This window comes from Dyella sp. 05T440, from assembly GCF_056395965.1.
The window spans coordinates 180971-199840 of record NZ_JBFTKN010000007.1; the positions used below are offsets into that span (position 1 = coordinate 180971).

Annotated in this window: 21 protein-coding genes; 8 read left to right on the forward strand and 13 right to left on the reverse strand. The window is 64.1% G+C overall.

The genetic code is table 11. The features are described from left to right. Nucleotides 1-73 precede the first annotated feature (73 nt). From radA to AC1DE1_RS11700, 9 genes are all read right to left on the reverse strand, one after another. Nucleotides 74-1456, reverse strand: a complete 1383-nt coding sequence (gene radA / locus AC1DE1_RS11660) for a DNA repair protein RadA (protein WP_477177246.1) — start codon at nt 1454-1456, stop codon at nt 74-76. A 105-nt stretch (nt 1457-1561) separates the two neighbouring features. Continuing rightward, nucleotides 1562-2650, reverse strand: a complete 1089-nt coding sequence (alr, locus tag AC1DE1_RS11665) for an alanine racemase (RefSeq protein ID WP_441604327.1) — start codon at nt 2648-2650, stop codon at nt 1562-1564. Nucleotides 2651-2860: 210 nt separating this feature from the next. Continuing rightward, nucleotides 2861-3076, reverse strand: a complete 216-nt coding sequence (locus tag AC1DE1_RS11670; protein WP_477177247.1) for a hypothetical protein — start codon at nt 3074-3076, stop codon at nt 2861-2863. A gap of 10 nt (nt 3077-3086) precedes the next feature. Then, a complete protein-coding gene (locus AC1DE1_RS11675) occupies nt 3087-3239 on the reverse strand; it encodes a DUF3309 family protein (protein WP_121878546.1) in 153 nt (50 codons plus the stop codon). 149 nt (nt 3240-3388) lie between these two features. Beyond that, entirely contained in the window at nt 3389-4816 is a 1428-nt protein-coding gene (locus AC1DE1_RS11680; protein WP_441604329.1) for a replicative DNA helicase, read from the reverse strand. A 196-nt stretch (nt 4817-5012) separates the two neighbouring features. After that, on the reverse strand, nt 5013-5462 hold the full coding sequence (gene rplI / locus AC1DE1_RS11685) for a 50S ribosomal protein L9 (RefSeq protein WP_441604330.1): 450 nt from the start codon (nt 5460-5462) through the stop codon (nt 5013-5015). A gap of 245 nt (nt 5463-5707) precedes the next feature. Next, a complete protein-coding gene (gene rpsR, locus AC1DE1_RS11690; RefSeq protein WP_017462785.1) occupies nt 5708-5938 on the reverse strand; it encodes a 30S ribosomal protein S18 in 231 nt (76 codons plus the stop codon). Between the two features lie 14 nt (nt 5939-5952). Continuing rightward, complete coding sequence (gene rpsF / locus AC1DE1_RS11695) at nt 5953-6390, reverse strand: 30S ribosomal protein S6 (protein WP_046972958.1); 438 nt, start codon at nt 6388-6390, stop codon at nt 5953-5955. Nucleotides 6391-6559: 169 nt separating this feature from the next. Continuing rightward, nucleotides 6560-6886 (reverse strand): HesB/IscA family protein, encoded by a 327-nt coding sequence (locus AC1DE1_RS11700; RefSeq protein ID WP_441604331.1) that lies wholly within the window; start codon nt 6884-6886, stop codon nt 6560-6562. Nucleotides 6887-7020: 134 nt separating this feature from the next. Between AC1DE1_RS11700 and asnS the strand changes: the two genes are divergently transcribed. From asnS to AC1DE1_RS11735, 7 genes are all read left to right on the forward strand, one after another. Then, nucleotides 7021-8436 carry an asparagine--tRNA ligase gene (asnS, locus tag AC1DE1_RS11705; RefSeq protein WP_477177248.1) on the forward strand — a complete coding sequence of 472 codons (1416 nt, stop codon included), beginning with the start codon at nt 7021-7023 and terminating at the stop codon, nt 8434-8436. Nucleotides 8437-8444: 8 nt separating this feature from the next. Next, complete coding sequence (locus AC1DE1_RS11710; RefSeq protein WP_477177249.1) at nt 8445-9326, forward strand: hypothetical protein; 882 nt, start codon at nt 8445-8447, stop codon at nt 9324-9326. 38 nt (nt 9327-9364) lie between these two features. Then, the gene (locus tag AC1DE1_RS11715; protein ID WP_477179095.1) at nt 9365-9679 is read left to right on the forward strand and encodes a hypothetical protein; all 315 of its coding nucleotides are present in this window, start codon (nt 9365-9367) and stop codon (nt 9677-9679) included. 25 nt (nt 9680-9704) lie between these two features. Then, entirely contained in the window at nt 9705-10493 is a 789-nt protein-coding gene (locus AC1DE1_RS11720; RefSeq protein WP_477177250.1) for an SDR family oxidoreductase, read from the forward strand. Between the two features lie 145 nt (nt 10494-10638). Further along, nucleotides 10639-12090, forward strand: coding sequence for an aldehyde dehydrogenase (locus AC1DE1_RS11725; protein WP_477177251.1), 1452 nt, complete (start codon nt 10639-10641; stop codon nt 12088-12090). Between the two features lie 14 nt (nt 12091-12104). Continuing rightward, nucleotides 12105-12773: a carbonate dehydratase gene (gene can, locus AC1DE1_RS11730; protein ID WP_477179096.1), complete on the forward strand. Its 669-nt coding sequence runs from the start codon at nt 12105-12107 to the stop codon at nt 12771-12773. Next, nucleotides 12770-13189, forward strand: coding sequence for a RidA family protein (locus AC1DE1_RS11735; RefSeq protein WP_477177252.1), 420 nt, complete (start codon nt 12770-12772; stop codon nt 13187-13189). Before can ends, AC1DE1_RS11735 begins: the two co-directional genes overlap by 4 nt. A gap of 279 nt (nt 13190-13468) precedes the next feature. Here the strand turns inward: AC1DE1_RS11735 and AC1DE1_RS11740 are convergent, their stop codons facing one another. The 4 genes from AC1DE1_RS11740 to AC1DE1_RS11755 all read right to left on the reverse strand — a co-directional run bounded on the left by AC1DE1_RS11740 (nt 13469) and on the right by AC1DE1_RS11755 (nt 17414). Continuing rightward, on the reverse strand, nt 13469-13723 hold the full coding sequence (locus AC1DE1_RS11740) for a hypothetical protein (RefSeq protein WP_477179097.1): 255 nt from the start codon (nt 13721-13723) through the stop codon (nt 13469-13471). Nucleotides 13724-13921: 198 nt separating this feature from the next. Next, entirely contained in the window at nt 13922-14704 is a 783-nt protein-coding gene (hutG, locus tag AC1DE1_RS11745) for an N-formylglutamate deformylase (protein ID WP_477177253.1), read from the reverse strand. 44 nt (nt 14705-14748) lie between these two features. Continuing rightward, nucleotides 14749-16095 carry a glutathione-disulfide reductase gene (gorA, locus tag AC1DE1_RS11750; protein ID WP_477177254.1) on the reverse strand — a complete coding sequence of 449 codons (1347 nt, stop codon included), beginning with the start codon at nt 16093-16095 and terminating at the stop codon, nt 14749-14751. A 59-nt stretch (nt 16096-16154) separates the two neighbouring features. After that, nucleotides 16155-17414: an NAD(P)/FAD-dependent oxidoreductase gene (locus AC1DE1_RS11755; protein WP_477177255.1), complete on the reverse strand. Its 1260-nt coding sequence runs from the start codon at nt 17412-17414 to the stop codon at nt 16155-16157. 80 nt (nt 17415-17494) lie between these two features. Here AC1DE1_RS11755 and AC1DE1_RS11760 point away from each other — a divergent pair, with 80 nt between their 5' ends. Next, nucleotides 17495-18829 carry a hypothetical protein gene (locus AC1DE1_RS11760; RefSeq protein WP_477177256.1) on the forward strand — a complete coding sequence of 445 codons (1335 nt, stop codon included), beginning with the start codon at nt 17495-17497 and terminating at the stop codon, nt 18827-18829. The last annotated feature ends 41 nt before the right edge of the window (nt 18830-18870 follow it).

The following is an 18870-nucleotide window of genomic DNA, read 5'->3' on the forward strand; positions in this document are numbered from 1 at the left end:
CGGTGCAACCATGCGTGGCTGTCGCGCACACAGGGTGCGCTCCCACAAAGTACGGCCGGTGCGGCTCGCGGGTTCAGCGGCAGGCGTCGATGGCTTCCGACAAGCGTTCCACGGGGACAATTTCCATGTCGCCGACTTTCGACTTCTTCGGCGCATTCGCCTTCGGCACGATGGCCTTCTGAAACCCATGATGCGCTGCTTCCTTCAAGCGCTCATCGCCATTGGGCACTGGTCGAATCTCTCCGGACAAACCCACCTCGCCGAACGCGACGGTCTTCTCCGGCAACGGTCGATCGCGCAGTGACGAGAGCACGGCCAGCAGCACCGGCAAATCGGCAGCGGTTTCCTGCACGCGGATACCGCCGACCACATTGACGAAGACGTCCTGGTCATACGCCGCCACGCCACCGTGGCGATGCAACACCGCCAGCAACATGGCGAGTCGGTTCTGCTCCAGACCCAGTGCGACACGGCGCGGGTTGCCCAGGGAGGATTGGTCCACCAGCGCCTGCACTTCCACCAGCAAGGGACGCGTGCCTTCGCGCGTCACCATCACGGCGCTGCCCGAGGTCGGGCCGCTGTGGGCAGAGAGGAAAATCGCCGACGGATTGGGTACTTCGCGCAAGCCCTTTTCCGACATCGCGAACACACCCAGCTCGTTCACCGCACCGAAGCGGTTCTTGAAGGCGCGCAGCACGCGGAAGCGGCTGCCGGATTCGCCTTCGAAATAAAGCACGGCGTCCACCATGTGTTCGAGCACGCGAGGACCGGCGATGCCGCCCTCTTTCGTCACGTGTCCGACCAGGAATACCGAGGTGCCGGTTTCCTTGGCGAAGCGCGTGAGCTTGGCCGCCGATTCGCGTACCTGGCTGACGGAACCGGGCGCCGCGGTGAGCAGTTCCGTCCAGATGGTCTGGATGGAGTCGATTACCAGCACGCGCGGGCGGGTGCTCAGGGCCTGCTCGATGATGCGTTCGATGCAGGTTTCCGCCAGCGCATGCAGCGGCGCCAGCGGAAGATCGAGTCGCTGCGCACGCGAGGCGACCTGGCCGAGTGATTCCTCGCCCGTCACGTAGACGCTGGGAATGCGCGCGCCCAGCGTTCCGAGCATCTGCAGCAGCAAGGTCGATTTGCCGATGCCGGGATCACCGCCGATCAGCACCACCGAGCCATCCACCAGGCCACCGCCCAGCACGCGATCGAGTTCGCCGATGCCGGTGAGCGTGCGCATTTCCGCGTCCAGCGCCACGGCCGTCAGCGGCGTCACTTTGGGCGAACCGGCTGCAGCGCCTGCGTAGCCGGTGGTGCTGCGTGCGGCGCCGGCGGATTTCACGGCGGGCTGCACCACGATTTCGCTCAGCGTGTTCCACACGCCGCAGTCCACGCACTGGCCCTGCCATTTGGAATGCTCCGCCCCGCAGTCGGTGCAGACATAGGCGGTCTTGGCTTTGGCCATGCTTGGATTCCTGATCGGAGGTGCGGGCGAATGACCCAGCTTAGCGGGCCTGCATCGCATACCGCGAGACATTCGGTCTGCGTGGATTGAGCGCCTTGCGCTCGCTCAGGCTTCGTCTTCCACGAACAGCACGCGCTTGGTCATGCCGCAGGTGAGGTCATAGGAGATCGTGCCCGCCTGTGCGGCGATGATTTCCACCGGCAACTCCGGACCCCACAGCGTCACGCGATCGCCGACTTTGGCGTGCGGCGCGTCGCGCAGGTCCAGCGTGATCAGGTCCATCGATACGCGACCGATCAAGGGCACCTGGCGATCGCCCACCCGCACCGGCGTACCGGCCACCGCACTGCGTGGATAACCGTCGCCGTATCCCACTGCGGCCACACCCACGGGCATGTCTTCGGGGCAGGTCCAGGTGCCGTTGTAGCCGATGTGCTCGCCTTTGCCGATGCGATTGATCGCGATCAGCCGCGTGCTCAGCGTCATGGCCGGACGGAAGCCGAAATCGGCACCGGTTTTGCCATCCACGACGGAAAGGCCATAGAGCAGGCCACCGGTACGCACCCAGTCGCCGCGCGCTTCGGTCCAGCCCAGCACTGCTGCGGAATTGGACAAGGAGCGCGGCCCGCTCAACCCGCGGGTGGCGTCATTGAAACGACGGATTTGCGCGGGCGTTTCGATGCCGTCGAACACTTCCGATTCGGCGAAATGGGTAAGCAGGCCGATCTCCGGATCGATGCCGGGCATGGCGGCCAGCTGTGCGTGGACGAAGGCGACGGTTTCCGGCGCAAAGCCCAGGCGATGCATGCCGCTGTCCACTTTCAGCCAGACGCGCAGCGGACCACGCGATGGCGACGCTTCCTTCAGCCAGCGCAATTGTTCTTCGTGATGAATCGCGGCATCGAGATTCAGGCGCTGCATCTCGGCGATGTCGCTGGCGTGATCGGGACCGGAGAGCACCACGATGCGCTGGCGATGTCCTGCCGCGCGAAGGCGCAAACCATCACCCAGGGCCGCAACCGCAAAGGCATCCGCCTCGCCATCGAGCGCACGCGCGACGCGCTCCAGGCCATGCCCGTACGCATCCGCCTTGACCACCGCCATGACCTTGGCCGGCGCGGACATCTGCTTGATGCGGGCGAGGTTGTGGCGCAAGGCGCCCAGATGGATGGTGGCGACGGTAGTGCGACTCATGCCTGGCTTTGCGCCCGACCGGGCACGGTGAGGAGTGGGAAAAGTTGGGCCGGAGGGCCTGGAGCAGGACTGGAAGCTTACCAGTCCTGTCCGGCCATCCGGCCCGATGCGCCCAACCTAGACTGCCGGTCCGGCACTCCCGGGGCGCCCCCGTGGCAATCCCCGGGCAACGGCTACCCTCACCAGTAGCCACACCACCCAACATGGTGTTCAGTGATTGTCGCGCGACTGGCAACGCTCCACGGCGACACGACGCGCCTTGTCGTACTCGTGCTGGGTCATCGCACCGGATGCCAGCGCATCCTGCAGGTCGGTCATCTGCTTGCCGCAGGTCTCGTTGTTCTGCACTACGCGAGTGCTGCTGCCACAGCCGGCGAGTGCCAGCGACGCGGCGGCGAGAAGCGCAGGAATGATGATTCGGTTCATGGCATCGCCCTCACAAGACGCCCAGGACCAGGAGCACGATCAGGATGATCACGATCAACCCCAGTCCGCCGCTCGGGCCATAACCCCATCCGCGGCTATACGGCCAGGTCGGCAGCGCGCCAAGCAGAAGCAACACGACGATGAGTAGGAGGATAAGCGACATGTGTTGTGCCTCGTCCGGGAAACCGGTGACGAGGTTGCACCGCAGGATGTGAATCCGGCACGGGATTCATGTGCACTGGATGCATATGCCGGGGACGGTACAGGTGCCGTTCCTTTAACGAAACGGGACCTGTACGTCGGACGACGCGCTTATTCGAATGCGCCGACGAAAGAATCGGGCGCGTAATTCTCGAACTTGGTGTAGTGACCGAGGAAGGTCAGCTTCACCGTGTCGGTGGGGCCGTTACGCTGCTTGCCGATGATGATTTCGGCCAGTCCGCGGTCGGGCGATTCCTTGTTGTAGTACTCGTCGCGGTAGATGAACATGATCACGTCCGCGTCCTGCTCGATAGCGCCTGATTCGCGCAGGTCGGACATCATCGGACGCTTGTCGGCACGCTGCTCCAGCGAGCGGTTCAACTGCGACAGGGCAATCACCGGGCAATTGAGTTCCTTGGCGAGACCCTTGAGCGAGCGCGAGATTTCCGAGATCTCGGTCGCGCGGTTTTCCTTCATGCCCGGCACCTGCATCAGCTGCAGGTAGTCGATCACGATCAGTCCGAGGCCGCCGTGCTCGCGATGCAGTCGGCGCGAACGCGAACGCAGCTCGACCGGCGAGAGACCGGGCGTGTCATCGATGAAGATCTTCGCTTCGGACAGCAAGGCAATCGCATTGGTGACGCGCGGCCAGTCTTCCTCGGCCAGGTCGCCATTGCGCAGGTGCTGCGCGTGGATGCGGCCGACCGAGGAAATCATACGGAAGGCCAACTGCGAGGCCGACATTTCCATCGAGAAGATGGCCACGGCCTTCTTGCCACGCATCGCCGCCGCTTCGGCGATATTCACCGAGAATGCCGTCTTGCCCATCGAAGGGCGCGCCGCGACGATGATCAAGTCGGACGGCTGCAAACCCGAGGTGAGTTCGTCCAGATCCGAAAAGCCGGTGGAGATGCCGGTGAGCTGGCCCTTGTTCTCGAAGCGTTCGGAGAGGATGCGGAAGGCGTCCTTCACGGCCTCGCGCATCGACACGGTGTCTTTCTTGCCGCGCGCACCGGACTCGGCGATCTTGAAGACGGCCTGCTCGGCGCGCTCCAGCACCTCCTGCACGCCCATGCCATCGGGCTGGTAGCCGTCCTCGGTGATGCCGGTGCCGGCGTCGATCAGCTGGCGCAACACCGACTTCTCGCGCACGATTTCCGCGTAGGCGGCAATGTTCGCCGCACTCGGCGTGGTGTTGGCCAGTTCGATCAGGTAGGCGGCGCCACCGACCATGTCGGCCAGGCCGTTGGCCTCGAACCAGTCGCCCAGGGTCACCGCGTCGCACGGCATGCCCTTGCCCGCCAGCTCGGTGATGGCGCGCCAGATCAGGCGATGGTCCTTGCGGTAGAAATCCTGCTCGGCGAGGCGGTCGGCCACCTTGTCCAGCGAATCGGGCGACAGCATGAGGCCGCCCAGCACCGCTTGTTCCGCGTCGATCGAATTCGGCGGTACGCGCAGTGCATCGATGCTGGACAAAGGTTTGCGCTCGGAACGACCGCGGCGCTCGGGGCGGTCGGAACGATCGGAAACGAAGGACATCGAGATTCCTCGCAGCGGTTAGCTGCATTGCCGGCGGCGTGCTGGGTACAGAGCATACGCGGCGCCATCTCAGGCGACGAGACAATAACTCTGTGGATAAGCTGTGGTTCGTTGTGGATAAGCCGCTTACCAAACCCCGAAAAGCAGACGGGCGCCTTGAAGGCGCCCGTCTGGGACTTGCAAGCGACGGGGCGACTTACTTCTCGCCGACCACGATCACCTTGACCTGAGTCTGCACGTCGGCATGCAGAGCGATCACCACCTCGAACTCGCCGGTGTGGCGGATCGGGCCCTCGCCCTGGATCACTTCGCCCTTGTGCACGTCATGACCGGCGGCCGCGAGGGCCTCGGAGATTTCGCGCGGACCGACCGAGCCGTACAGCTTGCCTTCCGGACTGGCGTTGGCGGTGATGGTCACCGACACGCCTTCCAGCTTGGCCTTGCGGCCTTCGGCGCCGGACAGCTGCGAGGCAGCCTTGGCTTCGTACTCGGCGCGGCGCTTCTCGAAAGCTTCGAGGTTGGCGGCGTTGACCGGCACGGCCTTGCCCTGCGGCAGCAGGTAGTTACGGCCATAACCCGGCTTCACGCTGACCTTGTCGCCAAGGTTGCCGAGGTTGCGGACTTTTTCGAGAAGAATCAGTTCCATGGGTATTCCTTTTCGTTAGCACCGGTGTGGCCCGGCGCAGCCTGGACGGTTGTCCGAAGAGTCTTTCACTCCTTCTCCCCTGCGGGCGACCCGAAGGTAGTCCCTGTGGGAGAGAAGGCTGGGATGAGGGGCCAATCTTGCGGCATGGCTAAATCGAAGCGAGCTTCGTAGCAGCTATATCGCGAGCACCCGCCCCTCACCTCAGTCCTCTCCCCGGAGGGGAGAGGAAGTTAAAAGCGCACGACTTAGACGTCGTGGTTATCCGTGTACGGCAGCAGAGCCAGGAAGCGGGCGCGCTTGATAGCGGTCGCCAGCTGACGCTGGTAGCGAGCCTTGGTGCCGGTGATGCGGCTGGGAACGATCTTGCCATTCTCGGTCACGTACTGGCGCAGGGTGTTGAGATCCTTGTAGTCGATCTCTTTGACTTTTTCGGCCGTGAAGCGGCAGAACTTGCGGCGGCGGAAGAACTTAGACATGTCTTGGCTCCTGATCAGTCGTCGCTGTCGCGATCGTTGTCGCGGTCTTCGCGGTCACGGCGTGCCGGACGCTCGTCACCGTCGCTATCGTCATCGCGGCGACGCGAGGACTTGGCGTCATCCTTTTCCTTGGACTTCAGGATGAAGGACTGCTCGGTATCGGCTTCGTCACGGCGAACCACCAGGTGGCGCAGCACGGCGTCGTTGAAGCGGAAGCCCGACTCGAGCTCGTTCAGCGCGTTCTGGCTCACTTCGATGTTGAGCATGACGTAGTGAGCCTTGGCCAGGTTCACGATGGGATACGCCAGCTGACGGCGGCCCCAGTCTTCCAGGCGGTGGATCTTGCCGCCGTCGGTCTCGATCAGCGCCTTGTAGCGCTCGATCATCGCCGGAACCTGTTCGCTCTGGTCAGGGTGGACCAGAAACACGACTTCGTAATGTCGCAGGGACATCGTGTGGTAACTCCTTGTGGATGCGGCCCTTTCAGGCCTGGCAGCCTCCCGCACTATGCGGTGAGGCAAGGTTCCATCCATGCCTTGACGGCCTGGAAAGAAGCGGAAGTGTAAGGGATTTCAGGGGTTTGGGGCAAGCAGATGACGATCTGCCTGCGCGCGCAGTGTCTCAGCCGACGGTGAAACTCTCGCCGCAACCGCATTCGCCGGTGGCGTTGGGGTTGTGAAAGACGAAGCTCGCGTTGAGGCCCTGGCGCTGGAAGTCGATTACGGTGCCGTCGATCAGGGGCATGCTCTTGCCGTCGACGATGAGCTTCACGCCGTCTACCTCGACCATCTCATCGCCCTCACCCACCACTTGAGCCAGGTCGACCACGTAGCCGAAGCCGGAGCAGCCGGTCTTCTTCACGCCGAAGCGCACACCCGCGGCACTGGGCGTGCCGGCAAGGAAGGAGCGCATGCGTTCGCTGGCGGCGGGCGTGATGGTGATGGTCATGGGCGTTGCAACTACCGGAAGGGGAGATTGTCCGAAATCAGACGTTAAGGGTCGAACCTGAACGATCCGTAGATTATCATGCAAGGTTCGTCTTACGTGCCGATATGCCGGCACTCAGCAGGAGTTTCAATCCAATGACGGCGGTTAGCCCGATTCTATCGAGCGTGAAGCAGGCTCTTTCCGGCAGCATCGCTGCCGGCAGTACCGTGACCGTGCGCGGCTGGGTCCGCACCCGGCGCGATTCGAAGGCGGGCCTCTCGTTCGTCAATGTGAGCGACGGCTCCTGCTTCGACCCCATCCAGGCCGTGGTCACCAGCGAGGTGTCCAATTACGAGAGCGAGGTGAAGCACCTCACCGCCGGCGCTGGCGTGATCGTCACCGGCACCCTGGTCGCTTCGCAGGGCAAGGGCCAGAGCTTCGAGATCCAGGCGACGGACGTCATCGTCACCGGTTTCGTCGACGATCCGGAAACCTACCCGATCCAGCCCAAGCAGCACTCGATGGAATTCCTGCGCGAAGTGGCGCACCTGCGCCCGCGCACCAACCTGTTCGGCGCCGTGACCCGCGTGCGCCACACGATGATGACGGCGATCCACCGCTGGCTCACCGAACAGGGTTTCTTCTGGATCAATACGCCGATCGTCACCACCTCCGATGCGGAAGGTGCGGGCGACATGTTCCGCCTGTCCACGCTGGACCTGGCCAACCTGCCGCGCACGCCGGATGGCAAGATCGATTTCCGCAAGGATTTCTTCGGCCGCGAAGCGTTCCTGACCGTGTCCGGCCAGCTCAACGTCGAGGCCTACTGCCTGGCGATGAGCAAGGTCTACACCTTCGGCCCGACCTTCCGCGCCGAGAACTCCAACACCCCGCGCCACCTGGCCGAGTTCTGGATGGTGGAACCGGAAATCGCCTTCGCCGACCTCAACGCCAACGCCGACTGCGCCGAGGGTTTCCTCAAGGCGATCTTCAAGGCCGTGCTGGATGAGCGTCAGGACGACATGGCGTTCTTCGCCGAGCGCGTGCAGCCCGATGCGATCAGCCGTCTGGAAGCCTTTATTGCCGAACCGTTCGAACGCATCGATTACACCGAGGCGGTGGAAATCCTGAAGAAGTCCGGGCAGAAATTCGAATTCCCGGTCGCCTGGGGCATCGACCTGCAGACCGAGCACGAGCGCTATCTCGCCGAGAAGCACGTCGGTCGCCCGGTGGTGGTGATGAACTACCCCGAGCAGATCAAGGCGTTCTACATGCGCCTCAACGACGACGGCAAGACCGTCGCCGCGATGGACGTGCTGGCCCCGGGCATCGGCGAGATCATCGGCGGTGCGCAGCGCGAAGAGCGCCTGGATTACCTCGACCGCCGCATGACGCAATTCGGTCTCGATCCGGCCACCTACGGCTGGTACCGTGATCTGCGCCGCTATGGCACGGTGCCGCACGCTGGCTTTGGCCTGGGCTTCGAGCGCCTGCTGGTATACGTGTGCGGCCTGTCCAATATCCGCGATGCCATTCCCTTCCCGCGTGCGGCGGGTACAGCCGAATTTTGAGATCCCTCATGCGTTATCGACTGATCACTGCCACCGCCCTGTTCGCGCTCACCGTGCTGGCGAGCGGCTGCCACAGCGTGAAAGCGCTGGTGCCGCCCAACCTGCGTCCGCCCGAGAGCACCAACGGCAGCCTGGATCAGGCGAAACAGGCCCTGCAGCAGGCCACTCCCTGCTGCACCACCTTTGCCGACTTCTCCTACCAGGACGCCCTGCCCTGGCAGCCCAAGAAGTTCGCGCTGGGACCGGGCAGCATGGTGGCCAACCTCAACGGCGACCGCAGTTATTTCCTGAGCTTCAGCCTGCCGCGCGAATCGCAGCTGCCGTACCGCGTGGCGGTGAAGTCGGAATTGAACGGCCGCTGGCTGCGCGCCAGCTATCTGTTTGCGCCGACGCTGGTGGTCTTGGACGACGCGTTCCAGCCGATCGACAGCAAGGACGTGAGCCTGTGCGAACACATGGGCTGGACGGACGCCACCACCGGCGCGTTCGGCAGCGTGGACATCACCGACAAACGTGCGCGCTATCTGGTGCTGTACAGCTCGGCCAAGCAGCAATCGGGCAGCACCTACTGGGAGCAGTCGCCGGCAGCATTCTCGGCGGAGGCACCGGTGAAGATGGCGGCGGCCGGCACCTTCAAAGTGCCGCACGGGCCTGACGGCACCGTGTGGATCGGCATGATGGACAAGACCTACCAGGACGCCGTGAACAACGCGATCTGCGCCAAGCCCGAACAGGGCAACGGCGTGTTGAGCACGCTGCGCGAGGCACTTCCGCTGCCCGGCATCGGCAGCGACAGCAAGAAAGCCGAGGCACCCAAGGCTCCCGCGACGTCCAACGGATCCAGCAACAACGACGCTACGTCGGCAACCAATAACTCGACCAACGGCTGAGTTGGGGTCGGCCCACCATCACCCACCACGGACTCGGCATGCTTCCGCTTTATCTCTCGCTCCTTTCCGCCGGCGTCATCTGCTTCCTGCTGCATTTCAGCTCGCAGTACCTCATTGCCTCGCTGCTGCGCCGCCGGCATCCGAACGAGTGGAAGATCATCGCCGAAGCCGACGGCAAGCCCACCAATGCCGTGCGCACGTGGATGCGCCTTCAGCTGGCGCTGCGCTCGCCGGTGCTGCCGGCGCTGGAAGACAACGGCATCACGCGCTGGCGCCTGGTCTGGCGCTACAGTTTGTGGGCTGCGTGGCTGTGCTGGTTTGCCGCCCTCCCCGTGCAATGGACCGCGCGCTAACCCTCACTCCCAACAGGAGCACTCCATGCAGCTGGATTTGAGTGGACGACATGCTCTGGTGTGTGGCGCCTCGCAAGGCATCGGGCGCGCCAGCGCGGTGGAACTCGCCGAGCTGGGCGCCAGCGTCACCCTGCTCTCGCGCTCAGCCGATGCGCTGAAGGCCGCGACGGATGCATTGCCGCGCAAACACGGCCAACAGCATCGCTGGTTTGCGGTGGATATGACGCATACCGATGCATTGCGCAACGCGCTGGCGGATATCGTGGCCGCCCAGCCGATCGAAATCCTGATCAACAACACCGGCGGCCCGCCGGGCGGCCCGGCGCACAGCGCTACCGCCGAGGCATTCGAGAACGCCTTCCGCCAGCACCTGTTGGCAGGCCAGACCTTGGTGCAGGCGCTGCTGCCGGGCATGCGCGCCAGCGGCTACGGCCGCATCGTCAACGTCATTTCCACCTCGGTGAAGGAACCGATCGTGGGCTTGGGCGTGTCCAATACCGTGCGCGCCGCGGTGGCGGGCTGGGCCAAGACATTGGCCAGCGAGCTGGCCGTCGACGGCATCACCGTCAACAACGTGCTGCCGGGCTATACCCGCACGGCACGCCTGGACGAGGTGCTTGCCGGGCGCGTGCGCAGCACCGGCAACAGCGAAGACGAGGTGGCCCAGAGCATGCTCGCCACGGTGCCGGCACGCCGTTTTGGTGAAGCTTCGGAAGTGGCCGCCGTGATCGCCTTCCTGTGCACGCCCGCTGCGGCGTACGTCAATGGCGTGAGCATTGCCGTGGATGGTGGACGTACCCGTTCGTTGAGTTGATCCGAGACCCTGCCCTTGTGGGAGCGCACCCTGTGCGCGACACGGCGAAGCCGTCGCGCACAGGGTGCGCTCCCACAATGATTCAAAACCCCGCATACGCCACCGTCCGGTGCAATCGGAGCCCGCAGGCCTTAAGCTTGCGCAGATGCCTACCCTGCGCCTCGCCAACCTGATCGACGGCCGCCTTCAGGCGCCGCGACTTGATCGCTGGCTGGACGTGTACGAACCGGCCACCGGCCAGGTTTTCGCCCACTGTCCCGACTCCACCGCCGAAGACGTTGCCGACGCCGTGGCCGCCGCCGCGCGCGCCGCGCCCGAGTGGGCGGCAACGCCCGCCGAGCAGCGCGCCAGCCTGATGCATCGGCTGGCCGATCTGATCGAAGCGCGCATGGACGAATTCGTGGCGCTGGAATCGCGCGACAGCGGCAAGCCGCTGAGCCAAGCGCGCAAGCTCGATATTCCTCGTGCGATCTCCAACCTGCGTTTCTTCGCCGCCGCCATCATCAGTTGGGGCAGTGAGTCGCATGCGATGGAAGCCGGTGCGATCAACTACACGCTCCGCCAGCCGTTGGGCGTGGTCGGCTGCATCAGTCCGTGGAACCTGCCGCTGTATCTGTTCAGCTGGAAGATCGCCCCGGCGCTTGCGGCCGGCAATACGGTCGTGGCCAAGCCCTCGGAGATCACGCCCTGCACCGCTGCCTTGCTTGGTGAGCTGAGCATCGAGGCGGGCTTTCCGCCGGGTGTATTCAACATCGTGCAAGGCCGCGGGCCTGCCGTAGGTCAGGCCATGGTGGAGCACCGCTCGGTCAAGGCCGTGTCCTTCACCGGCAGTACGCGCACCGGAGCGCAGATTGCCGCCGTGGCCGCACCGCAATTCAAGAAAGTCTCGCTGGAACTGGGCGGCAAGAATCCTGCCGTGGTGTTTGAAGACGCCGACCTCAGCGACGTCAATCTCGACACCATCGTGCGCTCGGGCTTCGCCAATCAGGGCGAGATCTGCCTGTGCGGTTCTCGCCTGCTGGTGCAGCGCTCCATCTACGATGCCTTCCGCGAGCGCTACCTCGCACACGTGCAGGCGCTGCGCGTGGGCGATCCGAACGAGAGCGCCAGCGATCTTGGCGCACTGGTCTCGCGTGAACACTTCGACAAGGTGATGGGCTGCATTGCGACGGCCCGCGAAGAAGGCGGCCGCCTTCTCTGTGGCGGCGAGCCGGTGACCGTGGATGGCCGCTGCGCCGACGGCTGGTTTGTCGCACCGACCGTCATCGAAGGCCTGGGCAACGACGCCACCACCAACCAGCAGGAAATTTTCGGACCCGTCGTCACCCTGATTCCGTTCGAGGACGAAGCCGAAGCGCTCGCCATCGCCAACGGCACCGGTTACGGCCTGGCCGCCTCGGTGTGGACGCGCGACCTGTCGCGCGCACATCGCTTCGGCGCCCAACTGGATTTTGGCATCGTGTGGACCAACTGCTGGCTGCTGCGCGATCTGCGCACGCCCTTTGGCGGCACCAAGCAATCGGGCCTGGGTCGCGAGGGCGGCGCGGAAGCGCTGCGCTTCTTCACCGAACCCAAGAACATCTGTATTCGCTATTGACTGAGAGCATCGCCGTGAAAAGTCCCCTGCAGAATCTGCTCGACAGCAATCGCCAGTGGTCGGCCGCCATGGTCGAACAGGACCCGCGCTTCTTCGAGCGTCTCGCCCAGCAGCAGGCGCCGAAGTATCTGTGGATCGGCTGCTCCGATTCGCGCGTGCCGGCCACGCAGATCGTGGATCTGCCGCCCGGCGACATCTTTGTGCAGCGCAATGTCGCCAACGTGGTGTCGCACACCGATCTCAACTGCCTGAGCACCATCCAGTTCGCCGTCGACGTGCTCAAGGTCGAGCACATCCTGGTGGTGGGCCATTACGGTTGCGGTGGCGTGCAGGCGGTCCTCGACGATCGCCGCCTGGGCCTGGTCGACAACTGGCTTCGCCATGTCGGCGATGTCGCGCAAAAACACAAGCAACTGCTCACCTCGATCGACCTGATGAATCTGCGCAATGCTCGCCTGTGCGAACTCAACGCGATGGAACAGGTGGTCAACGTCTGCCACACCACCATGGTGATGGATGCCTGGGAGCGCGGGCAGAAGCTCTCCGTGCACGCGTGGTGTTACAGCCTGTTCGATGGACACGTCAACGATCTGGGCATGCATGTGAGTTCGGGCGAAGGACTCAAGCCCGCTTACGAACACGCCATGCAGCGCCTGGGCACGATTCCCGAGTTCAATCGATGAGCAACGTCGTCCGCACCGATCAGGCCCCGGCGCCGGTGGGCGCGTATCCGCATGCGCGGCGAGTCGGCGATCTGTTGTTCCTCTCCGGCGTCGGCCCGCGCACGCCCGGCAGCAATGCGATTCCCGGCAATGTGTATGACGCTGCCGGCAAGCTGGTGGACTACGACATCGAAGCGCAATGCCGGCAGGTGTTTGCCAATGTGCGCGCCGTGCTCGAAGCAAGCGGCGCGCGCTGGGAAGACCTGGTGGACGTGACGGTGTTTCTTACCGACATGGCGCGTGATTTTCCCGCGTACAACAAGCTTTATGCGGAATACTTCGCAGGGGTCGATGCTTGTCGCACGACGTTGGGAATTACTGCATTGCCCACGCCGATCGCCATTGAATTGAAGTGCATTGCTGCACTTAAGGTCTAAGAGCCTCTTCAAAATCTTGTCTCACCAGCCATCCCCCTCACCGTCATTCCGGCGCAGGCCGGAATCCAGTAGCCTCTGTCTCAGGCTTTCGCCAGGCCAATCAACAGAGCATGGCTGGGCACCGCGATAACCAGATCTATCGCTACTGGATTCCGGCCTGCGCCGGAATGACGATGAGGAAAACACAAGCGCACGTACCAGCTTGGAAAGGCTCTCTGGCAACGCGCATAAAAAAGCCCCGGCATGCGAATGCCGGGGCTTTCCTTTTACAAGAGCCGCTTAGTGACTGGCTTCAGTCTGCGGCAGCGTGGACTTGGCCGTGCGCTTGGCGGACTTGCTGCCCTTGGGCTTGGGCTGGCCATTGTTGGTGGACTTGCTCTTCTTGTGCTTGTGTGACGACGAGCTGGCGGGCGCTGGTGTGGCCGAAGCCGACTTGGCGGCGGGCGCAGGCTGCGGGGCTGCGTCCTGAGCCAACAGGGTACCGGTGAAAGCCATGCCTGCCAGCAGCAGGGAAGCGATCGCGAACTTGCGCATGTGTGTGAGCCTCGACGTAATGAGCCTGATGTTCGTGCCGCGCACCGATCGGAATGGGCCGATCCGTGCATCGCGACGGCTAAAACATCGCACGTTTGGCAGCAGCCCGGAACTGGATTTTTCCAGCATGCGCGCGAGATTTCCGCAGGCCACGTCTTGACATTGCAAGACCCTAACAAGGGTCGAATGTTTTTGCGCTCACGCCACGCAGAGCGCGAGCAGGCGCGCGATGGTTTCCTGCACTTGCACGGCGCTGGCTTCGGCATACGCGAAGCTGTCTTCGTCCATGTAATTGATCTGCGATAGCTCCAGCTGCACGGCCTGCACGCCGCTGTCGGGCTGCCCGTAATGACGCGTGATGTAGCCACCCTTGAAGCGTCCATTCACCACGAAGCTATAGCGGGATTGGGTTTCCAGCACATCCTTGAGCTGCTGCTGCAAGGCCGCCGAGCAGCTCGCCCCTTCGGCCGTGCCCAGGTTGAAATCGGGCAACTGACCCTCGAACAACATCGGCACGCGGCTGCGGATGGAGTGCCCGTCCCAGAGCACAACACGGCCGTGCGCGGCACGCAATCGTTCAAGTTCTTGCGATAGCGCGTCGTGATACGGACGCCAATACGCATTTACCCGACGTTGTATTTCTTCCGCCGTCGGTTCAGCTCCATCGAGGTAAAGCGGCTCACCATCGAAGCCGATGGTGGAGACAAGACCGGTTTCGCGCTTGCCGGGATACAGCGCATGACCGTCCGCGGGACGATTGAGGTCGACCACGTAACGCGATGCCACCGGACGGATCACGCTCGCACCCAGTGCGTTGGCGAGCGGCTCGTACAGCCGCCCCACGTGCCAGTCGGTATCGACCGAGCGCTGCGCGTCGGGCCGCATGCGCGCGGCGATGTCATCGGGAATATGGCTGCCGTCGTGCGGCAGGCTGATGAGCAGCGGCGCGGTGCCGCGATGTAGCGTGTAGGTGGCAGTCATGGGTGAAGTTTACCGTGGCGCGGGGAAAGCCGACGTTGGCTCGCTCAGTTGATCAACACCAGTTCTTCGGCCGAACTCGGATGGATGGCAATGGTGTCTTCCAGATCCCGCTTGCGCAGGCCCATTTTCAGCGCGACCGCAAAGCCCTGCAGCATTTCGTCCGCGCCTTCGCCGAGCACATGGATGCCCACCACGCGCTCGTCGTCGCCTTCGGTGACGATCTTCATCAGGGTTGGATGTTTCCGCCCTGCCACGGCCCATTTCATCGGCGTGAATTTCGCGCGATGCACATGCACTTTGTCACCATGGAATTCGCGCGCCTGCGCTTCGGTGAGGCCGACGATCGCCAGCGGTGGTTCAGCGAAGACGACACTGGGAATATTGTCGTAGTCGAGCCGACTGTCGGGTTTGCCGCCGAACAGTCGATCGGCCAGTCGCCTGCCCGCCGCCACCGCCACCGGTGTGAGTTCCGGGCGTTCGGTGACATCGCCGACGGCGAAGATGCCTTCGACATTGGTGGCCTGCCAGGCGTCGGTGACGATGTGGCCCCATTCGTCCACGTTGACGCCGGCGGCATCGAGATCCAGCCGGTCGCTGTTGGGTACGCGGCCAATCGCCCACAACACCGCGTCATACGGGCCGCATGGACCATTGACGTCATCGTCGATCATGAGGTTTTCGCCATCGCGATGCAGGCCCGTCACTTTCACCTGGTTGGTGATGCGGATGCCCGCGTCGCACATGTGCTGCTCAAGCGCATCGACCAGTTCCGCATCGAAGCTCGTGAGCATGCGATTGCGCACGTGCAGCGTCACCTCGCTGCCCAGCGCGTTGAGCAGTCCCGCGAATTCGATGGCGATGTAGCCCGCGCCAATGACGGCAATGCGCTTGGGCAAGGTGCGCAGCGCAAAAATGTCATCGGACACCATGCCCAGATCGAAGCCGGGTATATCCAGGCGATGCGGACGGCCGCCGGTGGCAATCACGATTTGCGGGGCACGCAATTCTTCTCCGCACGAAGTGGCAATCGTGTTGGCGGACACGAAGCGCCCCGTTTCGGTGAACACCTGGATGCCGCCCTCTTCCAGGCCCATCGCGTAACGATGGCGGATGTTGTCGATGTAGTGCTGGCGCAGCTGGCGGAAATGTTCCCAGTCGAGCGCGCCGGGCTGGGACGCAAAACCATAGTCCACCGCGAGCCGTTGCTCCTGCGCCAGCTGGCCGGCGAACCACAGCGCCTTCTTGGGCACGCAGCCGACATTGACGCAGGTGCCGCCCAGTGCGTTGGGTTCAAGCAAGGCGACGCGTGCGCCATGGCGCGCGGCACGGAATGCGGCCCCCAGGCCACCCGAACCACCACCCAATACGATCAGATCAAACGTTTCCGCCATGCCGCTCTCCGGTTTGCGCCATTGAAGTTAAGCGAGTCTGCGAGCAGGCCGCGTCAAGATCACACGCCAAAGCGCGACGGTGCGTACGGCGAGGGATCGATTGCTGGCGTCGCGCCGCGCAACATCGATGCCACCAGTTCGCCCGTGGCCGCCGACATGCTCACGCCAAGCATGCCGTGCGCCGTGGCAAAGGTGAGATTGGACCAGCGGGAGCTGGGGCCGATGATTGGCACCTCGTCCACACTCATCGGACGCCAACCCCACCACTCTTCCTTCAGTTCGGGCCCTTCGGGCACGTGCAGCCCCTGGGCGGCGCCTCGACGCAGCGCATCCAGACGCGTGCGATTGAGGCCCTCGGCATAGCCGGAAAACTCCATCGTGCTGCCCAGTCGGAAGCCGCTGTCCCAGGTGGTGACGCACACGGCGGCCTCGCGCAATACCAGCGCGTGGCGCGGCGCCACGGCGGGACGCGAGTAGGTAATCGAATAACCCTTGCCCGGCTGCATGGGCAGCCGCAGGCCGAGCGAGCTCGCGGTCAGCGGCGACCAGGCACCGAGCGCCATCACCACACGCTCGCCACGGAACACGCCGCGGGTGGTGCGCACGTGGTCGATACGATTGCCGTCAAGGCCAAAGCCGTCGATGCGGGCGCCCGATTCGACGATGCCACCCAGCTCCGTCACGCGGCGCGCGAGTTCGGCGGCGTAGCGGTCTGGTCGCAGACGTGCGTCGTCCGGATGGAATAGCCCGCCGGCAACGCCGGGTTTAAGCGCGGGCTCGCGCTCTTCCACGGCCTCGCCGCTCAAGCGCTCCACCGCTACACCCAGGCGATCGAGCACCTGGGCGTGGTGACGCTCGTCTGCCTGCAACGCCCCTGCCGAGCGGTAGACATACAGCTCGCCTTCTTCGCCGAACTCGCAGTCGAACCGCTCGTCGCACACGAGGCCCGCAAGTAATCCGCGCGAGCGTTGCAGGATGGCTGAACGTGCTTGCGCGGCATGTTCGAAATCGCGCCAGTTGCAGTGGCGGGCAAAGCCGAGCAGCCAGCGCAGGCGCGGGCCGTCAAAGCGTGGGTTGAGGTAGAGCGGTGCATCCGCCCGGAGCATCGAGCGCAACGCCACGCCAAACATGCCCGGCATGGCCAGGGGCGCCGCGTGGCTGGGGGTGATCGTTCCACAATTGCCGTGCGAACTGCCGCAGCCCGGGGTACCCTGCTCCAGAACGCGCACGGTAGCCCCAGACTTCAGCAGGTAGTAAGCGCAGGCCAGGCCGATGACGCCGCCGCCGAGAACCAGCACATCACTGCGTGAATCATCCATCGGACTATTGTAGCGTCGCCATGACCCACTCCTGACCTTGAGAGATTAGCGCGATGGGAACGTCAGAGCAGTCCAGCAGGATGTTGGTACGGTGGCGCTCGGCGATGCGCTGCACGGCGGTGCTGGCGGCGTGCGCGGCCGGTGCGGTGCACGCCCAGGCCGCCAAGCAACAACCCGCGCCGACACAGACGGCCACGCAACCCGAGGGGCCGGCCACCGCATCCTCGGCCACCGCCGTGAGTCGCGACCTGTTCACGGAAACCGCGCACATCAAGAACGACCTTGCGCGCTACCTGTACCTGCGCGAAGTGATGCCCCAGCTCACCAAAGACGATCGCCTCATCGATCAGCAGCTGCTGGCGACCGTCGAGGACGAGCTCGGCTTCTACGACGAAGCCATCAACGACTTTCCGTTCGACAACCGCGTGCAGACCCCGGTGACCCTGCCCACGCCGGCCGACTGGGTGACCGCCGACGCGGCGACCGAGATCGCCAAGCTGACGACAGACCGGCGCATCGTGTTGATCAACGAAGCTCACCACGACGCCCATACCCGTGAGCTCACGCTGGCCTTGCTGCCGAAGCTGCGCGCGGAGGGCTTCACCTATTTCGCTGCCGAGGCGCTGGCCAACGGCGACACGGAGCTCATGAAGCGCGGCTATCCCATTGCCAGCAGCGGCAGCGAGTATCTGCACGAGCCGATCTATGGCCAGATCATCCGGGAAGCGATACGACTGGGCTTCAAGGTGGTGGCCTATGAGTCCGACGCCGATGCCCTGGCTGATCGCGAATCGGGCCAGGCGCAGCTGCTCTATCGCCAGGTGTTCAAGAACGATCCCAAGGCGCGCCTGTTCGTGCATGCCGGTTACGCCCATATCGACAAGGCCGTCGGCAACCTGGGCAAGACCATCAAGCCGATGGCCATGCAGCTCAAGCAGCTGACTGGATTCGATCCGCTGTCGATCGACCAGACTCGGTGGCGCGACATCGGCCCGATGCCCAAGACGGATCTGTACAACCAGCTGTCCGCCGCCTTCCCCGTCGACAAGCCATCGGTGCTGCTCAGCCGCCAGAACGGCAGCGTGTGGGCGTCGGACCCGGATCGTCACGACGTCGACGTGATCCTGCCGCGTTCCGGCCACCAGCGCCGCCCCCACTGGCTGGAACTGGGCGGCGCACGGCAGACCCGGGTGATCTCCAGTGAGATGTGCCAGCGCCAGTTCCCCTGCATCGTGGAAGCCCGCTACGCCAATGAGAGCGACGACGCCATCCCGGCAGATCGCTACGTGCTGCTGACCGACAACGTGATGAACTCGCTCTACCTGTGGCCGGGCGAGTACAGGCTCAGCAGCCGCGACCGGGAAGGCCGCAAGCTCAGTGAGCGGCGCATCACCGTGAACCAGCCCGGCTCATGACGTCCGGAGATCGCACCTCCAGCGATCACTTAGAACTTTCT